Source organism: Streptomyces sp. NPDC005281, assembly GCF_040607495.1.
Taxonomy (GTDB): domain Bacteria; phylum Actinomycetota; class Actinomycetes; order Streptomycetales; family Streptomycetaceae; genus Streptomyces.
Window position 1 is genome coordinate 214,356 of the sequence record NZ_JBEXGX010000014.1, and the last position, 18,533, is coordinate 232,888.

Sequence of the window (18,533 nt, forward strand, 5' to 3'; positions counted from 1 at the left end):
CTCCCGGGACGTGCTGTTCTCGCACGGAGTCCCGACACCATGGCATGGCCGTCCAGGCGCTCACCCGGCGCAGGGCGGCCCGAGAGGGAGTACGAGAAGGTGGCAGCACCGAAGAAGGGCCGGAGCGCGAGCGCCCAGAGCAGGCCGGGGCGCTCGCTGGCCCTGATCCTGATCGCCATCGCGGCGCTCACCGGGGGAATGTTCGCGACAGGGCACCCCACTCCGCGTCTCGGCATCGATCTCGCCGGCGGCACGAGCATCACGCTCACGGCGAAGAACGAGCCGGGCCAGCCCAACGCGATCAACAAGACCAACATGAACACCGCGGTCGACATCATGAACCGCCGTGTCAACGGTCTCGGTGTCTCCGAGGCCGAGGTTCAGACCCAGGGTTCCGACAACATCATTGTCAACATTCCCAGGGGCACGAACTCCCAGCAGGCCCGCGAGCAGGTCGGCACCACCGCCAAGCTGTACTTCCGTCCCGTGCTGGTCACGGACAACTCCGGGGCCGCGGCGTCGACCACTCCGTCGCCGAGCGCCTCCAGTAGTTCCTCCGCCAAGGCCGGGGACACGGCGACCTCGTCCTCCTCGCCCTCCGCGAAGCCGTCGGCCTCCGCCACCACCCAGGGCCGTCCGGTCACGGACGCCCTGAAGGCGGGCTCCTCGCCGTCCGCGAGCAGCACCCCGAGTTCCTCGGCCTCCGGTGGCGCCACGCCGTCCGCGAGCGCCAGCGTGGACCCGGCGACCGCCAAGCTCCAGGCCGAGTTCGCCACGCTCGACTGCACCGACAAGGCGGTCCGTGCCAAGGCCGGCGCGGGCGCCAAGCCGACCGACCCGACCGTGGCCTGCGGCCAGGACAAGAACTCCTCCGGCCAGTGGCAGAAGTACATCCTCGGCCCGGCCGAGGTGTCCGGCACGGACGTCAAGAAGGCCGGCGCGGTCTTCGACACGCAGAGCGCCGCGGGCTGGAAGGTCACCATGGAGTTCACCTCCGGTGGCTCCAAGAAGTTCGCGGCCATCACCGGCAGGCTCGCCCAGAACCAGGAGCCGCAGAACCAGTTCGCCATCGTCCTGGACGGTCAGGTCGTCTCCGACCCGCGCGTCAGCGAGTCGCTGAGCGGCAACGCGGAGATCTCCGGCAGCTTCACCCAGACCGAGGCGCAGGACCTGTCCAACATGCTGAAGTACGGCGCGTTGCCGCTCAGCTTCAAGGAGTCCAGCGTCACCACGGTGACCGCCGCGCTCGGTGGTGAGCAGCTCCACGCCGGACTGATCGCGGGCGCCATCGGCCTCGCGCTGGTCGTCCTCTACCTGGTGATCTACTACCGGGGTCTGTCGGCCATCGCCATCGCCTCCCTGGGCGTCTCCGCGATCCTCACCTACGTGCTCATGGCGCTGCTCGGCCCGGCCATCGGCTTCGCGCTGAACCTCCCGGCCGTCTGCGGTGCGATCGTCGCGATCGGTATCACCGCGGACTCGTTCATCGTCTTCTTCGAACGCATCCGGGACGAGATCCGCGAGGGCCGCACCCTGCGGCCGGCCGTCGAACGTGCCTGGCCGCGTGCCCGGCGCACCATCCTGGTCTCCGACTTCGTGTCCTTCCTCGCCGCCGCGGTGCTCTTCATCGTCACCGTCGGCAAGGTCCAGGGCTTCGCGTTCACGCTCGGTCTGACCACGGTGCTGGACGTCGTCGTCGTGTTCTTCTTCACGAAGCCGCTGATGACGCTTCTCGCCCGCAGGGATTTCTTCGCCAGTGGCCACAAGTGGTCCGGCCTCGACCCGAAGCGACTGGGCGCCAAGCCGCCGCTGCGCCGCACCCGTCGCGCGTCCGCCCCCGTCGACACGAAGGAGGCGTGAGATGTCGAAACTCGGCACCCTCGGCGCCCGGCTCCACCGCGGCGAGATCGGCTACGACTTCGTCGGCAAGCGCAAGATCTGGTACGGCATCTCGATCCTGATCACCATCACGGCCATCCTCGGCCTGACGGTGCGGGGCCTGAACATGGGCATCGAGTTCCAGGGCGGCGCCGTCTTCACCACCACCGGCAAGTCCAGTGTCTCGGTGAGTCAGGCGGAGACGTTCGCGCAGGACGTCTCCGGTCACGACGCGGTCGTCCAGAAGCTCGGCAACGGCGGACTGCGTATCCAGATCGCCGGTATCGACACCGACAAGTCGGACACGATCAAGAACAAGCTCGCCACGGACCTCAAGGTCGACTCGGAGAGCATCAACGCGGACCTGGTCGGCCCCAGCTGGGGTGACCAGATCGCCAACAAGGCCTGGGAGGGCCTGGCGATCTTCATGGTCCTGGTCGTGATCTACCTGGCGATCGCCTTCGAGTGGCGTATGGCCATCGCAGCGCTGGTCGCCCTGATCCACGACATCACGATCACGGTCGGCATCTACGCCCTGGTCGGCTTCGAGGTCACCCCGGGCACCGTGATCGGTCTGCTCACGATCCTCGGTTACTCGCTCTACGACACGGTCGTCGTCTTCGACAGCCTCAAGGAGCAGACGAAGGACATCACCAAGCAGACCCGCTGGACCTACAGCGATGTCGCCGACCGTTCGATCAACAGCACCCTGGTGCGTTCCATCAACACCACGGTGGTCGCGCTGCTGCCGGTCGGGGCGCTGCTGTTCATCGGCGGCGGCGTGCTCGGCGCCGGAGTGCTCAACGACATCTCGCTGTCGCTGTTCGTCGGTCTCGCGGCCGGCGCGTACTCCTCGATCTTCATCGCCACGCCGCTCGTCGCCGACCTCAAGGAACGCGAGCCGCAGATGAAGGCCCTGCGCAAGCGGGTCCTCGCCAAGCGGGCCCAGGCGGCCGCCCAGGGCGAGTCCCTGGAGCCGCAGGGCACCGAGTCGTACGAGGACGACGAGCGGGACGACGCCACCCCGGCGGTCGTCGGTCCCCGCAACCAGCCCGCGTCCCGCACCCGCGGCCGCGGCCGCCCCTCGGGGAAGCGCCGATGACCGGCATCGAGGAGCTGCTGTTCAGTCGCATCCGTGACGTGGCCGACTACCCGGAGCCGGGAGTGATGTTCAAGGACATCACTCCGCTCCTGGCCGACCCGGCCGCGTTCGGCGCGCTGACCGGTGCCCTGGCGGACATCGCCGTGCGCAACGGCGCCACCAAGATCGTCGGCCTGGAGGCCCGCGGCTTCATCCTCGGAGCCCCGGTCGCCGTCCACGCCGGGATCGGCTTCATCCCCGTGCGCAAGGCGGGCAAGCTCCCCGGAGCGACCCTGTCGCAGACATACGACCTGGAGTACGGCTCCGCCGAGATCGAGGTGCACGCCGAGGACCTGAACGCGGCCGACCGCGTGCTCGTCGTCGACGACGTCCTCGCCACCGGCGGCACCGCCGAGGCGTCCCTCCAGCTCATCCGCCGGGCGGGCGCCGAGGTCGCGGGCGTCGCCGTGCTGATGGAGCTCGGCTTCCTGGGCGGCCGCGGCCGTCTGGAGCCGGCCCTGGCCGGGGCTCCCCTGGAGGCGCTCCTGACGGTCTGAGGACCGTGCGCACGCCAGCCGGGGGTCCAGCTCCCGTAAAGGCCCCCGAAAGGCCTGAGGCACCCGTAGGACACCGCGGAGGCGGGCCCGGAGGAATCCGGCGCCCGCCTCAGGCGTTCCTGCTGTACGAGGCCGCCCACGGCGGCCGACAGCGAGTCCGGCACGAAGGATCGCTACCATGGGGTTTCCGGAGCCTGACCGGGGGACCCGGATCGCGCACGAGGAGCCCTCTTGCCAGACGAGGCCCAGCCACTCGCCCCCAGCGCGGAACGCCTGGGGCGAACCGCCTCCACCCAGCCCGAGCCCGGCTCGGGCGCCGCGGAGCAGCCCGCAGCGAAGGCAGCGAGCGGGCCGGTCGAGCACGCCCAGTCAGCGCCCGACGGCACGGCCGCGGAGGGATCGCGTCCCAAGCCCGCCCCGCCCGAGCGCCCCGCGAACACCCCGCCGGTCCGTCCCGCGGCTTCCCAGCCCTCGCGTTCCGGAGGCTCCTCGAACCGTGTCCGGGCCCGCCTGGCCCGTCTCGGCGTCCAGCGCTCGAACCCGTACAACCCCGTCCTGGAGCCGTTGCTGCGGATAGTGCGCAGCAACGACCCCAAGATCGAGACGTCGACGCTCCGCCAGATCGAGAAGGCCTACCAGGTCGCCGAGCGCTGGCACCGCGGCCAGAAGCGCAAGAGCGGCGACCCGTACATCACGCACCCGCTCGCCGTCACCACCATCCTCGCCGAGCTGGGCATGGACCCGGCGACGCTCATGGCCGGTCTCCTGCACGACACGGTCGAGGACACCGAGTACGGGCTCGACACCCTGCGCCGCGACTTCGGCGACCAGGTCGGGCTGCTCGTCGACGGCGTCACCAAGCTGGACAAGGTCAAGTTCGGAGAGGCCGCGCAGGCCGAGACCGTGCGCAAGATGGTCGTCGCCATGGCCAAGGACCCCCGCGTCCTGGTCATCAAGCTCGCCGACCGCCTGCACAACATGCGCACGATGCGCTACCTCAAGCGTGAGAAGCAGGAGAAGAAGGCGCGCGAGACCCTGGAGATCTACGCGCCGCTCGCCCACCGCCTGGGCATGAACACCATCAAGTGGGAGCTGGAGGACCTCGCCTTCGCGATCCTCTACCCCAAGATGTACGACGAGATCGTGCGGCTGGTCGCCGAGCGCGCCCCCAAGCGTGACGAGTACCTCGCCATAGTGACCGACGAGGTCCAGTCCGACCTGCGCGCGGCGCGCATCAAGGCGACCGTCACCGGCCGCCCGAAGCACTACTACAGCGTCTACCAGAAGATGATCGTCCGCGGCCGTGACTTCGCGGAGATCTACGACCTGGTGGGCATCCGCGTCCTCGTGGACACCGTCCGCGACTGCTACGCGGCGCTCGGCACCGTGCACGCGCGATGGAATCCGGTGCCCGGCCGGTTCAAGGACTACATCGCGATGCCGAAGTTCAACATGTACCAGTCGCTGCACACGACGGTCATCGGCCCCAACGGCAAGCCCGTCGAACTCCAGATCCGTACGTTCGACATGCACCGCCGCGCCGAGTACGGCATCGCCGCGCACTGGAAGTACAAGCAGGAGACCGTCGCCGGTTCCTCCAAGGTCCGCACCGACGTGCCCCGCGCGGCCAAGGGCAGTGCCGGCCAGGACACCGTCAACGACATGGCGTGGTTGCGCCAGTTGCTCGACTGGCAGAAGGAGACCGAGGACCCCAGCGAGTTCCTGGAGTCCCTGCGCTTCGACCTGTCGCGCAACGAGGTCTTCGTCTTCACCCCCAAGGGCGACGTCATAGCGCTTCCGGCCGGTTCGACGTCGGTGGACTTCGCCTACGCGGTGCACACGGAGGTCGGCCACCGGACGATAGGAGCACGGGTCAACGGACGACTCGTGCCGCTCGAATCCACCCTGGACAACGGCGACCTGGTGGAGGTCTTCACCTCCAAGGCGGCCGGCGCGGGCCCCTCCCGCGACTGGCTCGGCTTCGTGAAGTCGCCGCGCGCCCGCAACAAGATCCGCGCCTGGTTCTCCAAGGAGCGCCGCGACGAGGCGATCGAGCACGGCAAGGACGCCATCGCCCGCGCGATGCGCAAACAGAACCTGCCGATCCAGCGCATCCTCACCGGCGACTCCCTGGTCACCCTCGCGCACGAGATGCGCTACCCCGACATCTCGTCCCTGTACGCGGCGATCGGCGAGGGCCATGTCACCGCCCAGAGCGTCGTCCAGAAGCTGGTCCAGGCACTCGGCGGCGAGGAGGCGGCCACCGAGGAGATCGACGAGTCGGTACCGCCCGCGCGGGGCCGCGGCCGCAAGCGGCGCAGCAACAACGACCCCGGTGTGGTCGTCAAGGGCGTCGACGACGTGTGGGTCAAGCTCGCCCGCTGCTGTACGCCGGTGCCGGGTGACCCGATCATCGGCTTCGTCACCCGCGGAAGCGGCGTTTCGGTCCACCGCAACGACTGCGTCAACGTCGACTCGCTCTCCCGCGAGCCCGAGCGCATCCTGGAGGTCGAGTGGGCGCCCACCCAGTCCTCGGTCTTCCTGGTCGCCATACAGGTCGAGGCGCTTGACCGGTCCCGGCTGCTGTCGGACGTCACCCGCGTCCTGTCCGACCAGCACGTCAACATCCTGTCCGCGGCCGTCCAGACCTCCCGCGACCGTGTCGCCACCTCCCGGTTCACCTTCGAGATGGGCGACCCCAAGCACCTGGGACACGTCCTGAAGGCCGTCCGGGGCGTCGAGGGCGTCTACGACGTGTACCGCGTGACCTCGGCCCGCAGGCCCTCCGAGGCCTGACATCCGCGTCCGCCCGGCCACGCGCCGGGCGGACGCGGGCAACACGTGAAGGGGCTCCCGTACGGTGCGTACGGGAGCCCCTTCACGTATGTGCGGTCCGGCCTAGCCGCCGAACTCCTGAAGACCCTTCAGCGCCTGGTCCAGCAGCGCCTGACGGCCGTCGAGCTCCTTCTGGAGCTTGTCCGCCTTCGCGGTGTTGCCCGCGGAGCGCGCCGTCGCGATCTGGCCCTGGAGCTTGTCGACGGCGGCCTGGAGCTGACCGGTCAGACCCTCGGCACGCGCGCGTGCCTCCGGGTTCGTCCGGCGCCACTCGGTCTCCTCCGACTCCTGGAGAGCCCGCTCCACCGCGTGCATCCGGCCCTCGACCTTCGGGCGGGCGTCACGCGGCACGTGGCCGATGGCCTCCCAGCGCTCGTTGAGGGAGCGGAAGGCCGCACGGGCCGCCTTCAGATCCTGCACCGGGACGAGCTTCTCGGCCTCCTCGGTCAGCTCCTCCTTGAGCTTCAGGTTCTCCGTCTGCTCCGCGTCACGCTCGGCGAAGACCCCGCTGCGTGCGGCGAAGAACACGTCCTGGGCGCCGCGGAAGCGGTTCCACAGGTCGTCCTCGTGCTCGCGCTGGGCGCGGCCCGCGGCCTTCCAGTCCGCCATCAGCTCGCGGTAACGGGCCGCCGTCGGACCCCAGTCCGCCGAGGCGGACAGCGACTCGGCCTCGGCGACCAGCTTCTCCTTGGTCTTGCGGGCCTCCTCGCGCTGCGCGTCCAGAGAGGCGAAATGCGCCTTGCGCCGCTTGGAGAACGCCGAGCGGGCATGCGAGAAGCGGTGCCACAGCTCGTCGTCCGACTTGCGGTCGAGTCGCGGGAGCCCCTTCCAGGTGTCCACCAGCGCGCGGAGCCGCTCACCGGCCGAGCGCCACTGGTCGCTCTGCGCCAGCTCCTCGGCCTCGACGACGAGCGCCTCCTTGGAGTGCCGCGCCTCGTCGGACTGCTTGGCCCGCTGGACCTTGCGTTCCTCGCGGCGCGCGTCGACCGTCTCCACGAGCTTGTCCAGCCGCACCCTCAGCGCGCCCAGATCACCGACCGCGTGGTGGGCGACCACCTGCTCGCGGATGTGATCGATGGCGGTCTGGGCGTCCTTCGCCGACAGGTCGGTGGTCTTCACTCGCTTCTCGAGGAGGCCGATCTCGACAACCAGGCCTTCGTACTTGCGCTCGAAGTAGGCCAGCGCCTCATCAGGCGTGCCGGCCTGCCAGGATCCGACGACCTGCTCGCCGTCGGCCGTACGCACGTACACGGTCCCCGTCTCGTCGACGCGGCCCCACGGGTCGCTGCTCACAGCGCCTCCTCCACATGATGCCTGCGTGGGGCGTTGGCGCCCCCTGGCATCGTCCACAGTTTCGTCACGGCCAACATAGGCGACCGGCGGGGCGGCTGTCCGCATCCCGCGCGACCGAAATTCAGCAGCTGACGGTCAGGATTTCGTCACGGTCAGCTTGTTGATCACGACAGTCGCGTTCGGCGCGCCGTCGCCCTGGCCCGTGCTCTCGCCGGCTGCCGCGATCTTCTTCAGGACCGTCAGACCGGACTTGGAAATAGTGCCGAACGGTGTGTAACTGGGAGGAAGCTGACTGTCCTGGTACACCAGGAAGAACTGGCTGCCGCCGGTGTGCTTCTGGCCGGTGTTGGCCATGGCGATCGTGCCCGCCGGGTACACGTTGTTCTTGAGCGACGCGTCCTTCAGGTTCTCGTCCGGGATCGTGTATCCGGGACCGCCGGAGCCCTGGGCCGTCGGGTCGCCGCACTGAAGGACGTAGATGCCGTTCGTGGTGAGCCGGTGGCACTTCGTGTGGTCGAAGTACCCCTTGCCGGCGAGGAAGTCGAACGAGTTCACCGTGTGCGGGGCCGCCGACGCCTTGAGGGCGATGTCGATGTCGCCGCAGGTCGTCGCCATCTTCATGGTGTAGGCGGCGGACTTGTCGATGGCGAGCGCCGGCTCCTTCTTCCACGTGAGCGACTTCACCTGGCCCGCGGCGGGCTTCTCGCACGGATCGGGCGCCTTGCTCGTCGGCGCCGCGCTCGGCGTCGGGCTGGGCGTCGCACCGGCGCCCGCGTTGGCCTTCTTGTCGTCGCTCTTGAAGAGCCCGGTCGCGTAGGCCGTCGCACCGCCCGCGACGACCACGCCGACGACCGCCGCGATCACCGCGTTGCGTGTCTGGTTCCTTCGTCGAGCGGATGTGCGGCGCTGCTGCTGTCGCAAGAACTTCTCCCGGGCGAGCTGACGCCGCCGCTGTTCCTGGCTGACCACCGGGTTTCTCCTCGTGCGTCTCGTACGTCGAGTGGGACGCGTGCGTCGCCTGAGCCGACCGCCTGCGTGTGCCCCGTACCGTATATGGGTTCGCTGAGGAATCGGCAGCGCCGGTAGGCTCTGTTGCGCAGCCAACCGCCCCGTACGACACCAGCGCGTACGCCACCACGAAGGACGATCGTGCTCATTGCCGGGTTCCCCGCCGGGGCCTGGGGGACCAACTGTTACCTGGTCGCCCCCGCCGCGGGTGAGGAGTGCGTGATCATCGACCCGGGCCATCAGGCCACTCAGGGAGTCGAGGACGCGCTCAAGAAGCATCGGCTCAAGCCCGTCGCGGTCATCCTCACCCATGGCCACATCGACCATGTCGCCTCGGTCGTCCCGGTGTGCGGAGCGCACGACGTGCCGGCCTGGATCCACCCCGCGGACCGTTACATGATGAGCGACCCGGAGAAGGCGCTCGGCCGGTCCATCGGAATGCCGCTGATGGGCGAGCTGACCGTGGGGGAGCCCGGCGACGTGCGGACGCTGACCGACGGCGCGGAACTGAAGCTGGCGGGCCTCGACCTCTCCGTCGCGCACGCCCCGGGCCATACGAAGGGGTCGGTGACGTTCCGGATGCCCGAGAACGCGGACATCCCGTCCGTGTTCTTCTCCGGGGATCTGCTCTTCGCCGGCTCCATCGGACGCACCGACCTGCCGGGCGGCGACATGGACGAGATGCTCGACTCGCTGGGCCGGGTGTGCCTGCCGCTCGACGACTCGACCGTGGTGCTGTCCGGCCACGGCCCCCAGACGACCATCGGCCAGGAGCGCGCCACCAACCCGTATCTGCGGCAGGTGACGGCGAGCCGCCAAGAACGCGGAGCGGACCCGACCTCCGCTCCTCGACGAGGAATGTGACAAGACTTCCGTGAGCACCTTCAGGGCCCCCAAGGGCACCTACGACCTCATTCCGCCGGACAGCGCCAAGTACCTCGCGGTCCGCGAGGCCATCGCGGCCCCGCTGCGCAACTCCGGCTACGGCTACATCGAGACGCCCGGCTTCGAGAGCGTCGAACTGTTCGCGCGCGGAGTCGGTGAGTCCACCGACATCGTGACCAAGGAGATGTACTCCTTCGAGACCAAGGGCGGCGACAGGCTCGCCCTGCGCCCCGAGGGAACCGCCTCCGTCCTGCGCGCGGCCCTCGAGGCCAACCTGCACAAGGCCGGCAACCTCCCCGTCAAGCTCTGGTACTCGGGCTCGTACTACCGCTACGAGCGTCCTCAGAAGGGCCGTTACCGCCACTTCTCCCAGGTGGGAGCCGAGGCGATCGGAGCCGAGGACCCGGCGCTCGACGCCGAGCTGATCATCCTGGCGGACCAGGCGTACCGCTCGCTCGGCCTGCGCGACTTCCGCATCCTGCTGAACAGCCTGGGCGACAAGGAGTGCCGACCCGTCTACCGCGCCGCGCTCCAGGACTTCCTGCGCGGTCTCGAGCTCGACGAGGACACGCTGCGCCGCGCGGAGATCAACCCGCTGCGCGTGCTCGACGACAAGCGTGAGGACGTCCAGAAGCAGCTGGGCGGGGCGCCGTTGCTGCGCGACTACCTCTGTGACGCCTGCAAGGCGTACCACGAGGAGGTGCGCGACCTGATCACGGCCGCGGGCGTCTCGTTCGAGGACGACCCGAAGCTGGTGCGCGGTCTGGACTACTACACGCGGACCACCTTCGAGTTCGTGCACGACGGTCTCGGCTCGCAGTCCGCGGTCGGCGGCGGCGGCCGTTACGACGGGCTGTCCGAGATGATCGGCGGCCCCGCGCTGCCGTCCGTCGGCTGGGCGCTGGGCGTCGACCGTACGGTGCTCGCGCTGGAGGCGGAGGGCGTGGAGCTCGAACTCCCCTCGGCCACCAGTGTGTTCGCGGTACCGCTCGGGGAGGAGGCCCGCCGGATCCTCTTCGCCGCGGTCACCGAGCTGCGCAGGCTCGGTGTCGCCGCCGACTTCTCGTACGGCGCGAAGGGGCTCAAGGGCGCGATGAAGAACGCGAACCGCAGCGGGGCCCGCTTCACGATCGTCGCCGGTGAGCGTGATCTCGCCGAGGGCGTCGTGCAGCTCAAGGACATGGAGTCCGGGGAGCAGGCGGCGGTCGCCACCGGTGAGATCGTGGCCGAGCTGCGGTCACGCCTGGGCTGACCCGCTTCCTCTGCCCCGGTGGCATCCCACCGGGGCAGAGGCCTGCGGGCCCGGTGGCATCCCACCGGGGCAGGGGCCCGCGGGCCGGAGCCGTCATCCGTCGCGCCGGTCCTTCCAGCGGAAGGTCAGCAGACACAGCAGCAGCCCTCCGGCGCACCACGCCCCGAGCACCAGGGCGATCCGTCCGAACTCCCAGTCGCCCGCCTGCTCCAGCACCTTCGCGGAGTCGGGCAGGAACACCCCGCGCAGCCCCTGGCACATCCACTTGAGGGGGAACAGCGCGCCGATGTTCAGCATCCAGTCCGGGATCGTGTCGACGGAGATGTAGACGCCGGAGATGAACTGGAGGACGAGGAAGGGCAGGACGACCACCGAGGTGGCACTCTTGCCCGACTTCGGGACCGAACTGACCGCGATGCCGAGCAGCGCGCAGGCCGTGAGACCCAGGACGAAGATCCAGCCGAAGTCCGCCCATCTGCCGGGATCCGAGGGCAGGTCGACGCCGTACAGCGTGGTGCCGACGACGAGCAGGATCGCCGTCTCCAGGGCGCCGGTCACCAGAACCAGCCATATCTTCCCGAGGAAGTACGCCGCCGGGGGCATCGGTGTGCCGCGCAGCCGGCGCAGCACCTTCTCGTCCCGTTCGATCGCGATCGAGATGCCGAGGGACTGGAAACTGGTCGACATGATGCCCGCGGCCATCATCGCCGGGACGTACAGCTGGGAGGCGGTGACACCCGCGCCCTTCACGTCGTCGCTGAAGATCGACGCGAACAGGAACAGGAAGACGACCGGGAAGGCGAAGGTGAACACCACCTGGTCGCGCTGGCGGAAGAACTGCCTGATCTCCAGAGCGCCGCGCCGCAGTCCCAGTCCCCAGGTGCCGGGCAGCCGGCCGGACATGTTCTTCGTGTCGAGGCGTACGTCGGTCGTGGTCATCGCGCGTCCTCCAGGCCGGTCAGTCGCAGATAGACGTCCTCCAGGGTGGGGCGGCCGACCCGGAGTCCCGGGATCTCCCCGTCGAAGCGGTGCGTGAGCTCGGCGACCGTCCTGGTGGGGGTGTCGGTGCGCTCGCTGCGCGGGCTGCCGTCGGCCTCCGTCCACTCGACCGTGGCCTCGGTGCCGAAGCGCTCGCGCAGCGCGGCCGGTTCTCCCTCGGCGACGACCCGGCCCCGCGCGATGACCGCCAGCCGGTCCGCGAGGGCCTCGGCCTCCTCCAGGTAGTGCGTGGTCAGGAGGATCGTGGTGCCCTCGTCGGCCAGTTTGCGGATCAGCTCCCAGAACTGGCGTCGCGCCGCCGGGTCGAAGCCCGTGGTCGGCTCGTCCAGGAGCAGCAGCTCGGGGCCGCCGATCACCCCGAGGGCCACGTCGAGCCGCCGGCGCTGACCACCCGACAGTGACTTGATCCTGCTGTCCTTCTTCTCTTCCAGACCGACCAGGCCGATGACCTCCTCCGGATCACGTGGATTCGGGTAATAGTGGGCGAAATGCCTCACCGTCTCGCCCACCGTCAACTCGGCGGGCGCGGATTCGTCCTGCCAGACGATTCCGACACGTGAGCGCCACGCGCGCGTGCCCGTCGCCGGGTCCGAGCCGAGGACCGAGACCTCTCCCGCGTCCCGCCGGCGGTTGCCCTGGAGGATCTCCACGGTGGTGCTCTTGCCCGCGCCGTTCGGTCCGAGCAGGCCGAACACCTCGCCCTGCCGGATGCCCAGATCGACGCCGTCGAGCGCGGTGACGTCCCCGTACCGCTTGCGCAGCCCCCGTACATCCACAGCGAGTTGGTCCGTGTGAGTTGTCATGCGGACGAGCCTCTCCCCGAACCGAGCGTTCCGGGGCGGCCGTGCGTACCTTCTTATGTCCACCGAACGGTGGGCGGTCCGGCGGGTGCGGCACAATGAGCCTGCCCGCAGGCCCTCTCGAAGCTACGGAAACGGCGTGATGAACAAGACGACAGTCAAGGACGTCCCGACCGATCAGGAACGCCCCGCCGCCGCCGTCGCGCGGACGGCCGGCAGCAGTCGCGCGCTCGCCGTGCTGCTGGTGATCACGGGGGCGGCCGGTCTCCTTGCCGCGTGGGTCATCACGATCGACAAGTTCAAGCTGCTGGAGAACCCGAACTTCGTCCCGGGATGCAGCCTGAACCCGGTGGTCTCCTGCGGCAACATCATGAAGAGCGCCCAGGCCTCGGCCTTCGGCTTCCCCAACCCCATGATGGGGCTCGTCGCCTACGGCATCGTGATCTGCGTCGGCGTGAGCCTGCTCGCACGGGCCACCTTCCCGCGCTGGTACTGGCTGACCTTCAACGCGGGCACGCTCTTCGGAGTCGCGTTCTGCACTTGGCTCCAGTTCCAGTCGCTGTACCGGATCAACTCGCTCTGCCTGTGGTGCAGCCTGGCCTGGGTCGCCACGATCACCATGTTCTGGTACGTGACCTCCTTCAACGTCCGGGGCGGCTTCCTGCCCGCCCCGCGCTGGATGAAGAGCTTCTTCGGCGAGTTCACCTGGGTCCTGCCGACCCTGCACGTCGGCATCATCGGCATGCTGATCCTGACCCGCTGGTGGGACTTCTGGACCAGCTGACGGGCCTGAGGGGATTGTCAGTGCGGTGACATAGCATTTCGGACGTGGAGCCCGATCTGTTCACCGCCGCCGCCGAAGACCGCCAGGAGAAGGACCCGTCCGCGAGTCCCCTGGCCGTACGGATGCGCCCGCGCACCCTCGACGAGGTCGTGGGCCAGCAGCATCTGCTGAAGCCGGGCTCTCCCCTGCGCAGACTCGTCGCCGAGGGGAGCGGCGGCCCGGCCGGACCGTCCTCGGTGATCCTCTGGGGCCCGCCGGGCACCGGCAAGACCACCCTCGCGTACGTCGTCTCCAAGGCCACCGAGAAGCGCTTCGTGGAGCTCTCCGCGATCACCGCCGGGGTCAAGGAGGTGCGCGCGGTCATCGACGGAGCCCGCCGTGCCGCCGGCGGCTTCGGCAAGGAGACCGTCCTCTTCCTGGACGAGATCCACCGCTTCAGCAAGGCCCAGCAGGACTCCCTGCTCCCGGCCGTGGAGAACCGCTGGGTCACCCTGATCGCCGCGACGACCGAGAATCCGTACTTCTCGGTGATCTCGCCACTGCTCTCCCGCTCCCTCCTGCTCACCCTCGAACCGCTCACCGACGACGACCTGCGCGGTCTGCTGCGCCGGGCACTCGGCTCGGAGCGGGGCCTCAGGGAATCCGTCACCCTGCCCGCGGACGCCGAGGAGCACCTCCTGCGGATCGCCGGAGGTGACGCCCGCCGCGCGCTGACCGCCCTCGAGGCCGCCGCAGGCGCGGCCCTCGACAAGGGCGAGCCGGAGATCACCCTCCAGACGCTGGAGGAGACCGTCGACCGCGCCGCCGTGAAGTACGACCGCGACGGCGACCAGCACTACGACGTGGCGAGCGCGCTCATCAAGTCCATCCGCGGCTCCGACGTGGACGCGGCCCTGCACTACCTGGCCCGGATGATCGAGGCGGGCGAGGACCCCCGTTTCATCGCCCGCCGCCTGATGATCTCCGCCAGCGAGGACATCGGCCTCGCCGACCCGAACGCGCTGCCCATAGCCGTCGCCGCCGCCCAGGCGGTCGCCATGATCGGCTTCCCCGAGGCCGCGCTCACCCTCAGCCACGCCACCATCGCCCTCGCGCTGGCCCCGAAGTCCAACGCCGCGACCATGGCCATCGGCGCCGCCATGGAGGACGTGCGCAAGGGGCACGCGGGTCCGGTGCCGGCCCATCTGCGCGACGGGCACTACAAGGGCGCGGCCAAGCTCGGGCACGCCCAGGGGTACGTGTACCCGCACGACCTGCCCGAGGGCATCGCGGCCCAGCAGTACGCGCCGGAGGAGCTCAACGACCGGGAGTACTACACGCCGACCCGGCACGGCGCCGAGGCGCGCTACGCCGACGCCGTGGAGTGGACCAGGAAGCACCTCGGTAGAGGGCGCTCCTGAGCACCCTGTACGATGGCTCGAAGCGCTGCGTCCCGTGTCCGGCTCCGGTCGGCACCACCAGAACGGGACATCCAGCCGGAGCCCCTGCCTCAACGGGGGGATTCCAGGAGCGTCGCGCACCGTCGAAGGTGTCGCGGGCAACCCACCACCACCCGGATTTCCGGGACCGGTCGGTGGGTCACTCGCGTGCTGCACGTATGTGCCCAGACCCAGGAGCGGCTGCCCGCCCCGTCCCCGTGGACTTCCACGGCGGCGAGGAGGGTTTCCCGGGCTGCGGATTGCGACCTCCCTAACCCTGGTGAAGCCGTATTCGCATCAGAGACACGAGGTGTTTGGTTCATGCCGAACCAGTCCCGCCCCAAGGTCAAGAAGTCGCGTGCCCTCGGCATCGCGCTGACCCCGAAGGCCGTCAAGTACTTCGAGGCCCGCCCCTACCCGCCGGGCGAGCACGGCCGTGGCCGCAAGCAGAACTCGGACTACAAGGTCCGTCTGCTCGAGAAGCAGCGTCTGCGCGCGCAGTACGACGTGTCCGAGCGTCAGCTCGTCCGCGCCTACGAGCGTGCCGCCAAGACGCAGGGCAAGACCGGTGAGGCTCTGGTCATCGAGCTCGAGCGCCGTCTCGACGCGCTGGTGCTGCGTTCGGGCATCGCCCGCACGATCTACCAGGCCCGCCAGATGGTCGTCCACGGCCACATCGAGGTCAACGGTGGCAAGGTCGACAAGCCGTCGTTCCGTGTCCGTCCCGACGACGTCGTGATGGTCCGCGAGCGCAGCCGCAGCAAGACGCTGTTCGAGGTTTCCCGCGCCGGTGGCTTCGCCCCCGACGGCGAGACCCCGCGCTACCTCCAGGTGAACCTCCCGGCCCTGGCGTTCCGCCTGGACCGTGAGCCGAACCGCAAGGAGATCCCGGTGATCTGCGACGAGCAGCTCGTCGTCGAGTACTACGCCCGCTGATCTTCTTACAGCGGACGCGGCACCACGCGTCAGCGTCAGCCCGTCGTCTCCCCGCCCTTCGAGGTGGGTGAGACGGCGGGCTCTCGCAATTCCGGGGGAAGTCTGCGCGGCGACGGCACCGCCCCGAGCGGCGGGACCCCGGTACCGCCCAGCGCACGGGCGACCGCCGCGTCCTGGCCGAGCAGCTCGCCCGCCCGTACGCACTCCTCGTACCGCTCGTCGCCCAGCTGCTGCCGGGACAGGGCCGCACAGCGCTCGTGCGGCGCGTTGTAGTACGCCGAACCGAACAGCGGCAGGCCCACCGACGGCCACATCCGCGCCGCCGCCCCCTGGAGCAGCGCGGCCTCGGCCGCATCGCCCTCCACCGCCGTGACCAGGGCGAGCAGCTCGACCGCGAGAACGGCACCGAGCAGATCGTGGAAACCGTGCGCGATGCCGAGGCCCTGCACCAGCAGACCGCGGGCCGTCGCCTGGTCACCCTCGGTCTGGGCCCGGTACGCGAGGACGTACAGCGCGTACGCCAGCGCCCAGCGCTCCCCGTGGTCCTCGCAGATCCCGCGGACGTCCTCGCACAGCTTCACCGCGCCAGGCATGTCGCCCTGGAAGGCCAGCGCCATCGCCAGTTCGACCTGGCCCATCAGCACATTGCTGTTGAGTTCGCCGATCTCGTGATAGCGGTCCAGCGCCGAGCGCAGCAGCACCTCGGCGCGCGCCATGTCGTCCGAGACCAGGGCCAGACAGCCGGTGCGGTGCTCGGCGTACGCGACCGCGACGGCGTTCTCGCAGCGTTCCGCCTCCTCGCGGCACTCCTGGAGCGCGGACAGCGCGGGGACCGAGTCTCCCTGGAGGACGGCCACATAGCCGAGCACCCACAGGGCCTTCAGCCGTGACTGGTCACGGTCTCCGTCGAGTTCGACGCTGCGCTCGAGCCAGTGCCGCCCCTCGGAGAGCCGCCCGCAGCCGACCCAGTAGAACCACAGTGCTCCCGCCAGATACTGGCCCAGATGCGCCTCGTCGGGTTCGGTCAGCGAGTACTCCAGCGCGCAGCGCAGATTCGGCAGTTCCGTCTCGACGCGCAGCGCCACCTCGCTCTGCCGCGGCGAGAACCAGTCCAGCTCGCACCAGGTGACCAGGCCCATGTACCAGTCGCGGTGCCGGCGTCGCAGCCGCTCCGCGTCGCCCGTCGCCTCCAGCCAGTGCGCCCCGTAGGCCCGGACCGTGTCCAGCATCCGGTAGCGCACGCCCGCCGCGGTCTCCTCGCGTGACAGGACCGACTGGGCGAGCAGTTCGCCGAGGACGTCCAGGACGTCGTCGGCGTGCAGTCCGTCCCCGCTGCACACGTACTCGGCGGCTTCCAGGTCGAACTGCCCGGCGAACACCGACAGCCGCGCCCACAGCAGCCGTTCCCCCGGTGTGCACAGCTCGTGGCTCCAGCCGATCGCCGTCCGCAGCGTCCGGTGGCGCGGCGCGGAGTCGCGCACACCGCCGGTCAGCAGCCGGAACCGGTCCTCGAGCCGGGCGAGCAGCTGGGCGGGGGAGAGGGCGCCGACGCGTCCTGCCGCCAGCTCCAGCGCCAGCGGGATCCCGTCCAGCCGCAGGCACAGCTCCCGGACGTCCGCCGTGGTCCTCTCGTCCAGCGTGAAGCCGGGCACCCGGGCCGACGCCCGGTCCGCGAACAGTTCCGCCGCCTCCGCCGCGGCCAGCGGAGCCAGCGGGAACACCCGCTCGCCCGCGATGTCCAGCGGTCTGCGGCCCACGGCCAGCACCCGCAGCCCCGGAGCCCGCCGCAGCAACTCGCCCACCAGCGAGGCGCTCACGTCCACCAGGTGCTCGAAGCCGTCCAGGACCAGCAGGAGCCGGCGCCCGGCCACGTGGTCGAGCAGCACCTGGCGCAGCGGCTTCGCCGTGTGGTCCGTCAGACCGAGCGCCTCGGCCACGGCGAACTCGACGAGTTCCGGGTCGGTCACCGCGGACAGGTCCACGCGCCACACCCCGTCGCGTGGCCGCGTCACGGCGGCCGCGTGCGCGGCGAAGCGCGTCTTGCCGACGCCCCCCATGCCGGTGACGGTGACCAGGCGGACCCGCTCCAGGGCCTCGGCCAGCCGGGTGAGTTCTTCGGAGCGCCCCACGAACGCGTCGAGTTCCAGGGGCAGATTGCCCGGTGCGGCAGGACCGGAACGCCGGGCGGGGTGAGAACGCTGCATGAGATACGGAGCGTACTGACCCGTTAGCGCTCCGTACAATCGGTTCGGGCAACTCCACACGCCGGAGCGGATAAATGCGGTACGGAGCCACGGCCCCGGCGCGATAGGGTCGGGTGACGACTTTTCGATGTTCAGGCACACAGTCAGGGAGCGGGTGCACAGTGTCCGGTGGTGAGGTGGCCGGGATCCTGGTGGCCGTCTTCTGGGCGATCCTGGTCTCCTTCCTCGCCGTCGCGCTGGTGAGGCTGGCCCAGACGCTCAGGGCGACCACCAAGCTCGTGGCGGACGTGACCGACCAGGCCGTGCCCCTGCTGGCCGACGCCTCCGCGGCGGTGCGCTCGGCGCAGACGCAGATCGAGCGGGTCGACGCCATCGCGTCGGACGTCCAGGAGGTCACGTCGAACGCCTCGGCGCTGTCGACCACCGTCGCCTCCACGTTCGGCGGCCCGCTGGTCAAGGTCGCGGCGTTCGGCTACGGCGTGCGCCGGGCCATCGGAGGCCGTCGTGAGAATGAGCCCGACAAAGCGCCCCGGCGAACCGTGATCGTGGGCCGCACCGTCCCGTCCGCGCGGCGGGGAAAGCGGAAGAAGGACTGACGCAGCG

At 69.9% G+C, this 18,533-nt stretch carries 15 protein-coding genes; 10 read left to right on the top strand and 5 right to left on the bottom strand.

Features of this window, described 5'->3' with window-relative positions; translation table 11 throughout:
• Positions 1-99 precede the first annotated feature (99 nt).
• The 4 genes from secD to ABZV42_RS21360 all read left to right on the top strand — a co-directional run bounded on the left by secD (position 100) and on the right by ABZV42_RS21360 (position 6,312).
• The gene (gene secD / locus ABZV42_RS21345; protein WP_355978210.1) at positions 100-1,860 is read left to right on the top strand and encodes a protein translocase subunit SecD; all 1,761 of its coding nucleotides are present in this window, start codon (positions 100-102) and stop codon (positions 1,858-1,860) included.
• Position 1,861: 1 nt separating this feature from the next.
• Positions 1,862-2,980, top strand: a complete 1,119-nt coding sequence (secF, locus tag ABZV42_RS21350) for a protein translocase subunit SecF (RefSeq protein ID WP_355978207.1) — start codon at positions 1,862-1,864, stop codon at positions 2,978-2,980.
• Positions 2,977-3,516, top strand: coding sequence for an adenine phosphoribosyltransferase (locus ABZV42_RS21355; protein ID WP_355978205.1), 540 nt, complete (start codon positions 2,977-2,979; stop codon positions 3,514-3,516). Before secF ends, ABZV42_RS21355 begins: the two co-directional genes overlap by 4 nt.
• 273 nt (positions 3,517-3,789) lie before the next feature.
• On the top strand, positions 3,790-6,312 hold the full coding sequence (locus ABZV42_RS21360; protein ID WP_355978416.1) for a RelA/SpoT family protein: 2,523 nt from the start codon (positions 3,790-3,792) through the stop codon (positions 6,310-6,312).
• A 102-nt stretch (positions 6,313-6,414) separates the two neighbouring features.
• Here the strand turns inward: ABZV42_RS21360 and ABZV42_RS21365 are convergent, their stop codons facing one another.
• Positions 6,415-7,644: a DUF349 domain-containing protein gene (locus tag ABZV42_RS21365; protein ID WP_355978203.1), complete on the bottom strand. Its 1,230-nt coding sequence runs from the start codon at positions 7,642-7,644 to the stop codon at positions 6,415-6,417.
• A 135-nt stretch (positions 7,645-7,779) separates the two neighbouring features.
• Positions 7,780-8,613: a peptidylprolyl isomerase gene (locus ABZV42_RS21370; protein WP_355978202.1), complete on the bottom strand. Its 834-nt coding sequence runs from the start codon at positions 8,611-8,613 to the stop codon at positions 7,780-7,782.
• A 180-nt stretch (positions 8,614-8,793) separates the two neighbouring features.
• On the opposite strand from ABZV42_RS21370, the gene ABZV42_RS21375 reads away from it, so the two are divergent.
• Positions 8,794-9,516 carry an MBL fold metallo-hydrolase gene (locus tag ABZV42_RS21375; protein WP_355978200.1) on the top strand — a complete coding sequence of 241 codons (723 nt, stop codon included), beginning with the start codon at positions 8,794-8,796 and terminating at the stop codon, positions 9,514-9,516.
• A gap of 10 nt (positions 9,517-9,526) precedes the next feature.
• Positions 9,527-10,789: a histidine--tRNA ligase gene (gene hisS, locus ABZV42_RS21380; protein ID WP_355978197.1), complete on the top strand. Its 1,263-nt coding sequence runs from the start codon at positions 9,527-9,529 to the stop codon at positions 10,787-10,789.
• Between the two features lie 93 nt (positions 10,790-10,882).
• On the opposite strand, the gene ABZV42_RS21385 is transcribed toward hisS, so the two are convergent.
• Positions 10,883-11,728 carry an ABC transporter permease gene (locus ABZV42_RS21385; RefSeq protein WP_356053111.1) on the bottom strand — a complete coding sequence of 282 codons (846 nt, stop codon included), beginning with the start codon at positions 11,726-11,728 and terminating at the stop codon, positions 10,883-10,885.
• On the bottom strand, positions 11,725-12,591 hold the full coding sequence (locus tag ABZV42_RS21390; protein ID WP_356053113.1) for an ABC transporter ATP-binding protein: 867 nt from the start codon (positions 12,589-12,591) through the stop codon (positions 11,725-11,727). Before ABZV42_RS21390 ends, ABZV42_RS21385 begins: the two co-directional genes overlap by 4 nt.
• A 139-nt stretch (positions 12,592-12,730) precedes the next feature.
• Here ABZV42_RS21390 and ABZV42_RS21395 point away from each other — a divergent pair, with 139 nt between their 5' ends.
• From ABZV42_RS21395 to rpsD, 3 genes are all read left to right on the top strand, one after another.
• Complete coding sequence (locus ABZV42_RS21395; RefSeq protein ID WP_356053115.1) at positions 12,731-13,372, top strand: vitamin K epoxide reductase family protein; 642 nt, start codon at positions 12,731-12,733, stop codon at positions 13,370-13,372.
• Between the two features lie 44 nt (positions 13,373-13,416).
• Positions 13,417-14,772 (top strand): replication-associated recombination protein A, encoded by a 1,356-nt coding sequence (locus tag ABZV42_RS21400; protein WP_356053117.1) that lies wholly within the window; start codon positions 13,417-13,419, stop codon positions 14,770-14,772.
• A gap of 339 nt (positions 14,773-15,111) precedes the next feature.
• Positions 15,112-15,726: a 30S ribosomal protein S4 gene (gene rpsD / locus ABZV42_RS21405; protein WP_164369968.1), complete on the top strand. Its 615-nt coding sequence runs from the start codon at positions 15,112-15,114 to the stop codon at positions 15,724-15,726.
• Positions 15,727-15,761: 35 nt separating this feature from the next.
• Here rpsD and ABZV42_RS21410 read toward each other — a convergent pair whose 3' ends face one another.
• A complete protein-coding gene (locus tag ABZV42_RS21410) occupies positions 15,762-17,930 on the bottom strand; it encodes an AAA family ATPase (protein ID WP_356053118.1) in 2,169 nt (722 codons plus the stop codon).
• A 161-nt stretch (positions 17,931-18,091) separates the two neighbouring features.
• Here ABZV42_RS21410 and ABZV42_RS21415 point away from each other — a divergent pair, with 161 nt between their 5' ends.
• Complete coding sequence (locus tag ABZV42_RS21415; protein ID WP_355978179.1) at positions 18,092-18,526, top strand: DUF948 domain-containing protein; 435 nt, start codon at positions 18,092-18,094, stop codon at positions 18,524-18,526.
• Positions 18,527-18,533 lie beyond the last annotated feature (7 nt).

Bases quoted from the DNA above. Each gene is read 5' to 3' on its own strand.
- secF (WP_355978207.1), top strand. From the start codon at position 1,862: ATGTCGAAACTCGGCACCCTCGGCGCCCGGCTCCACCGCGGCGAGATC.
- ABZV42_RS21355 (WP_355978205.1), top strand. From the start codon at position 2,977: ATGACCGGCATCGAGGAGCTGCTGTTCAGTCGCATCCGTGACGTGGCC.
- ABZV42_RS21385 (WP_356053111.1), bottom strand. From the start codon at position 11,728: ATGACCACGACCGACGTACGCCTCGACACGAAGAACATGTCCGGCCGG.
- ABZV42_RS21390 (WP_356053113.1), bottom strand. From the start codon at position 12,591: ATGACAACTCACACGGACCAACTCGCTGTGGATGTACGGGGGCTGCGC.
- ABZV42_RS21395 (WP_356053115.1), top strand. From the start codon at position 12,731: ATGAACAAGACGACAGTCAAGGACGTCCCGACCGATCAGGAACGCCCC.
- rpsD (WP_164369968.1), top strand. From the start codon at position 15,112: ATGCCGAACCAGTCCCGCCCCAAGGTCAAGAAGTCGCGTGCCCTCGGC.
- ABZV42_RS21410 (WP_356053118.1), bottom strand. From the start codon at position 17,930: ATGCAGCGTTCTCACCCCGCCCGGCGTTCCGGTCCTGCCGCACCGGGC.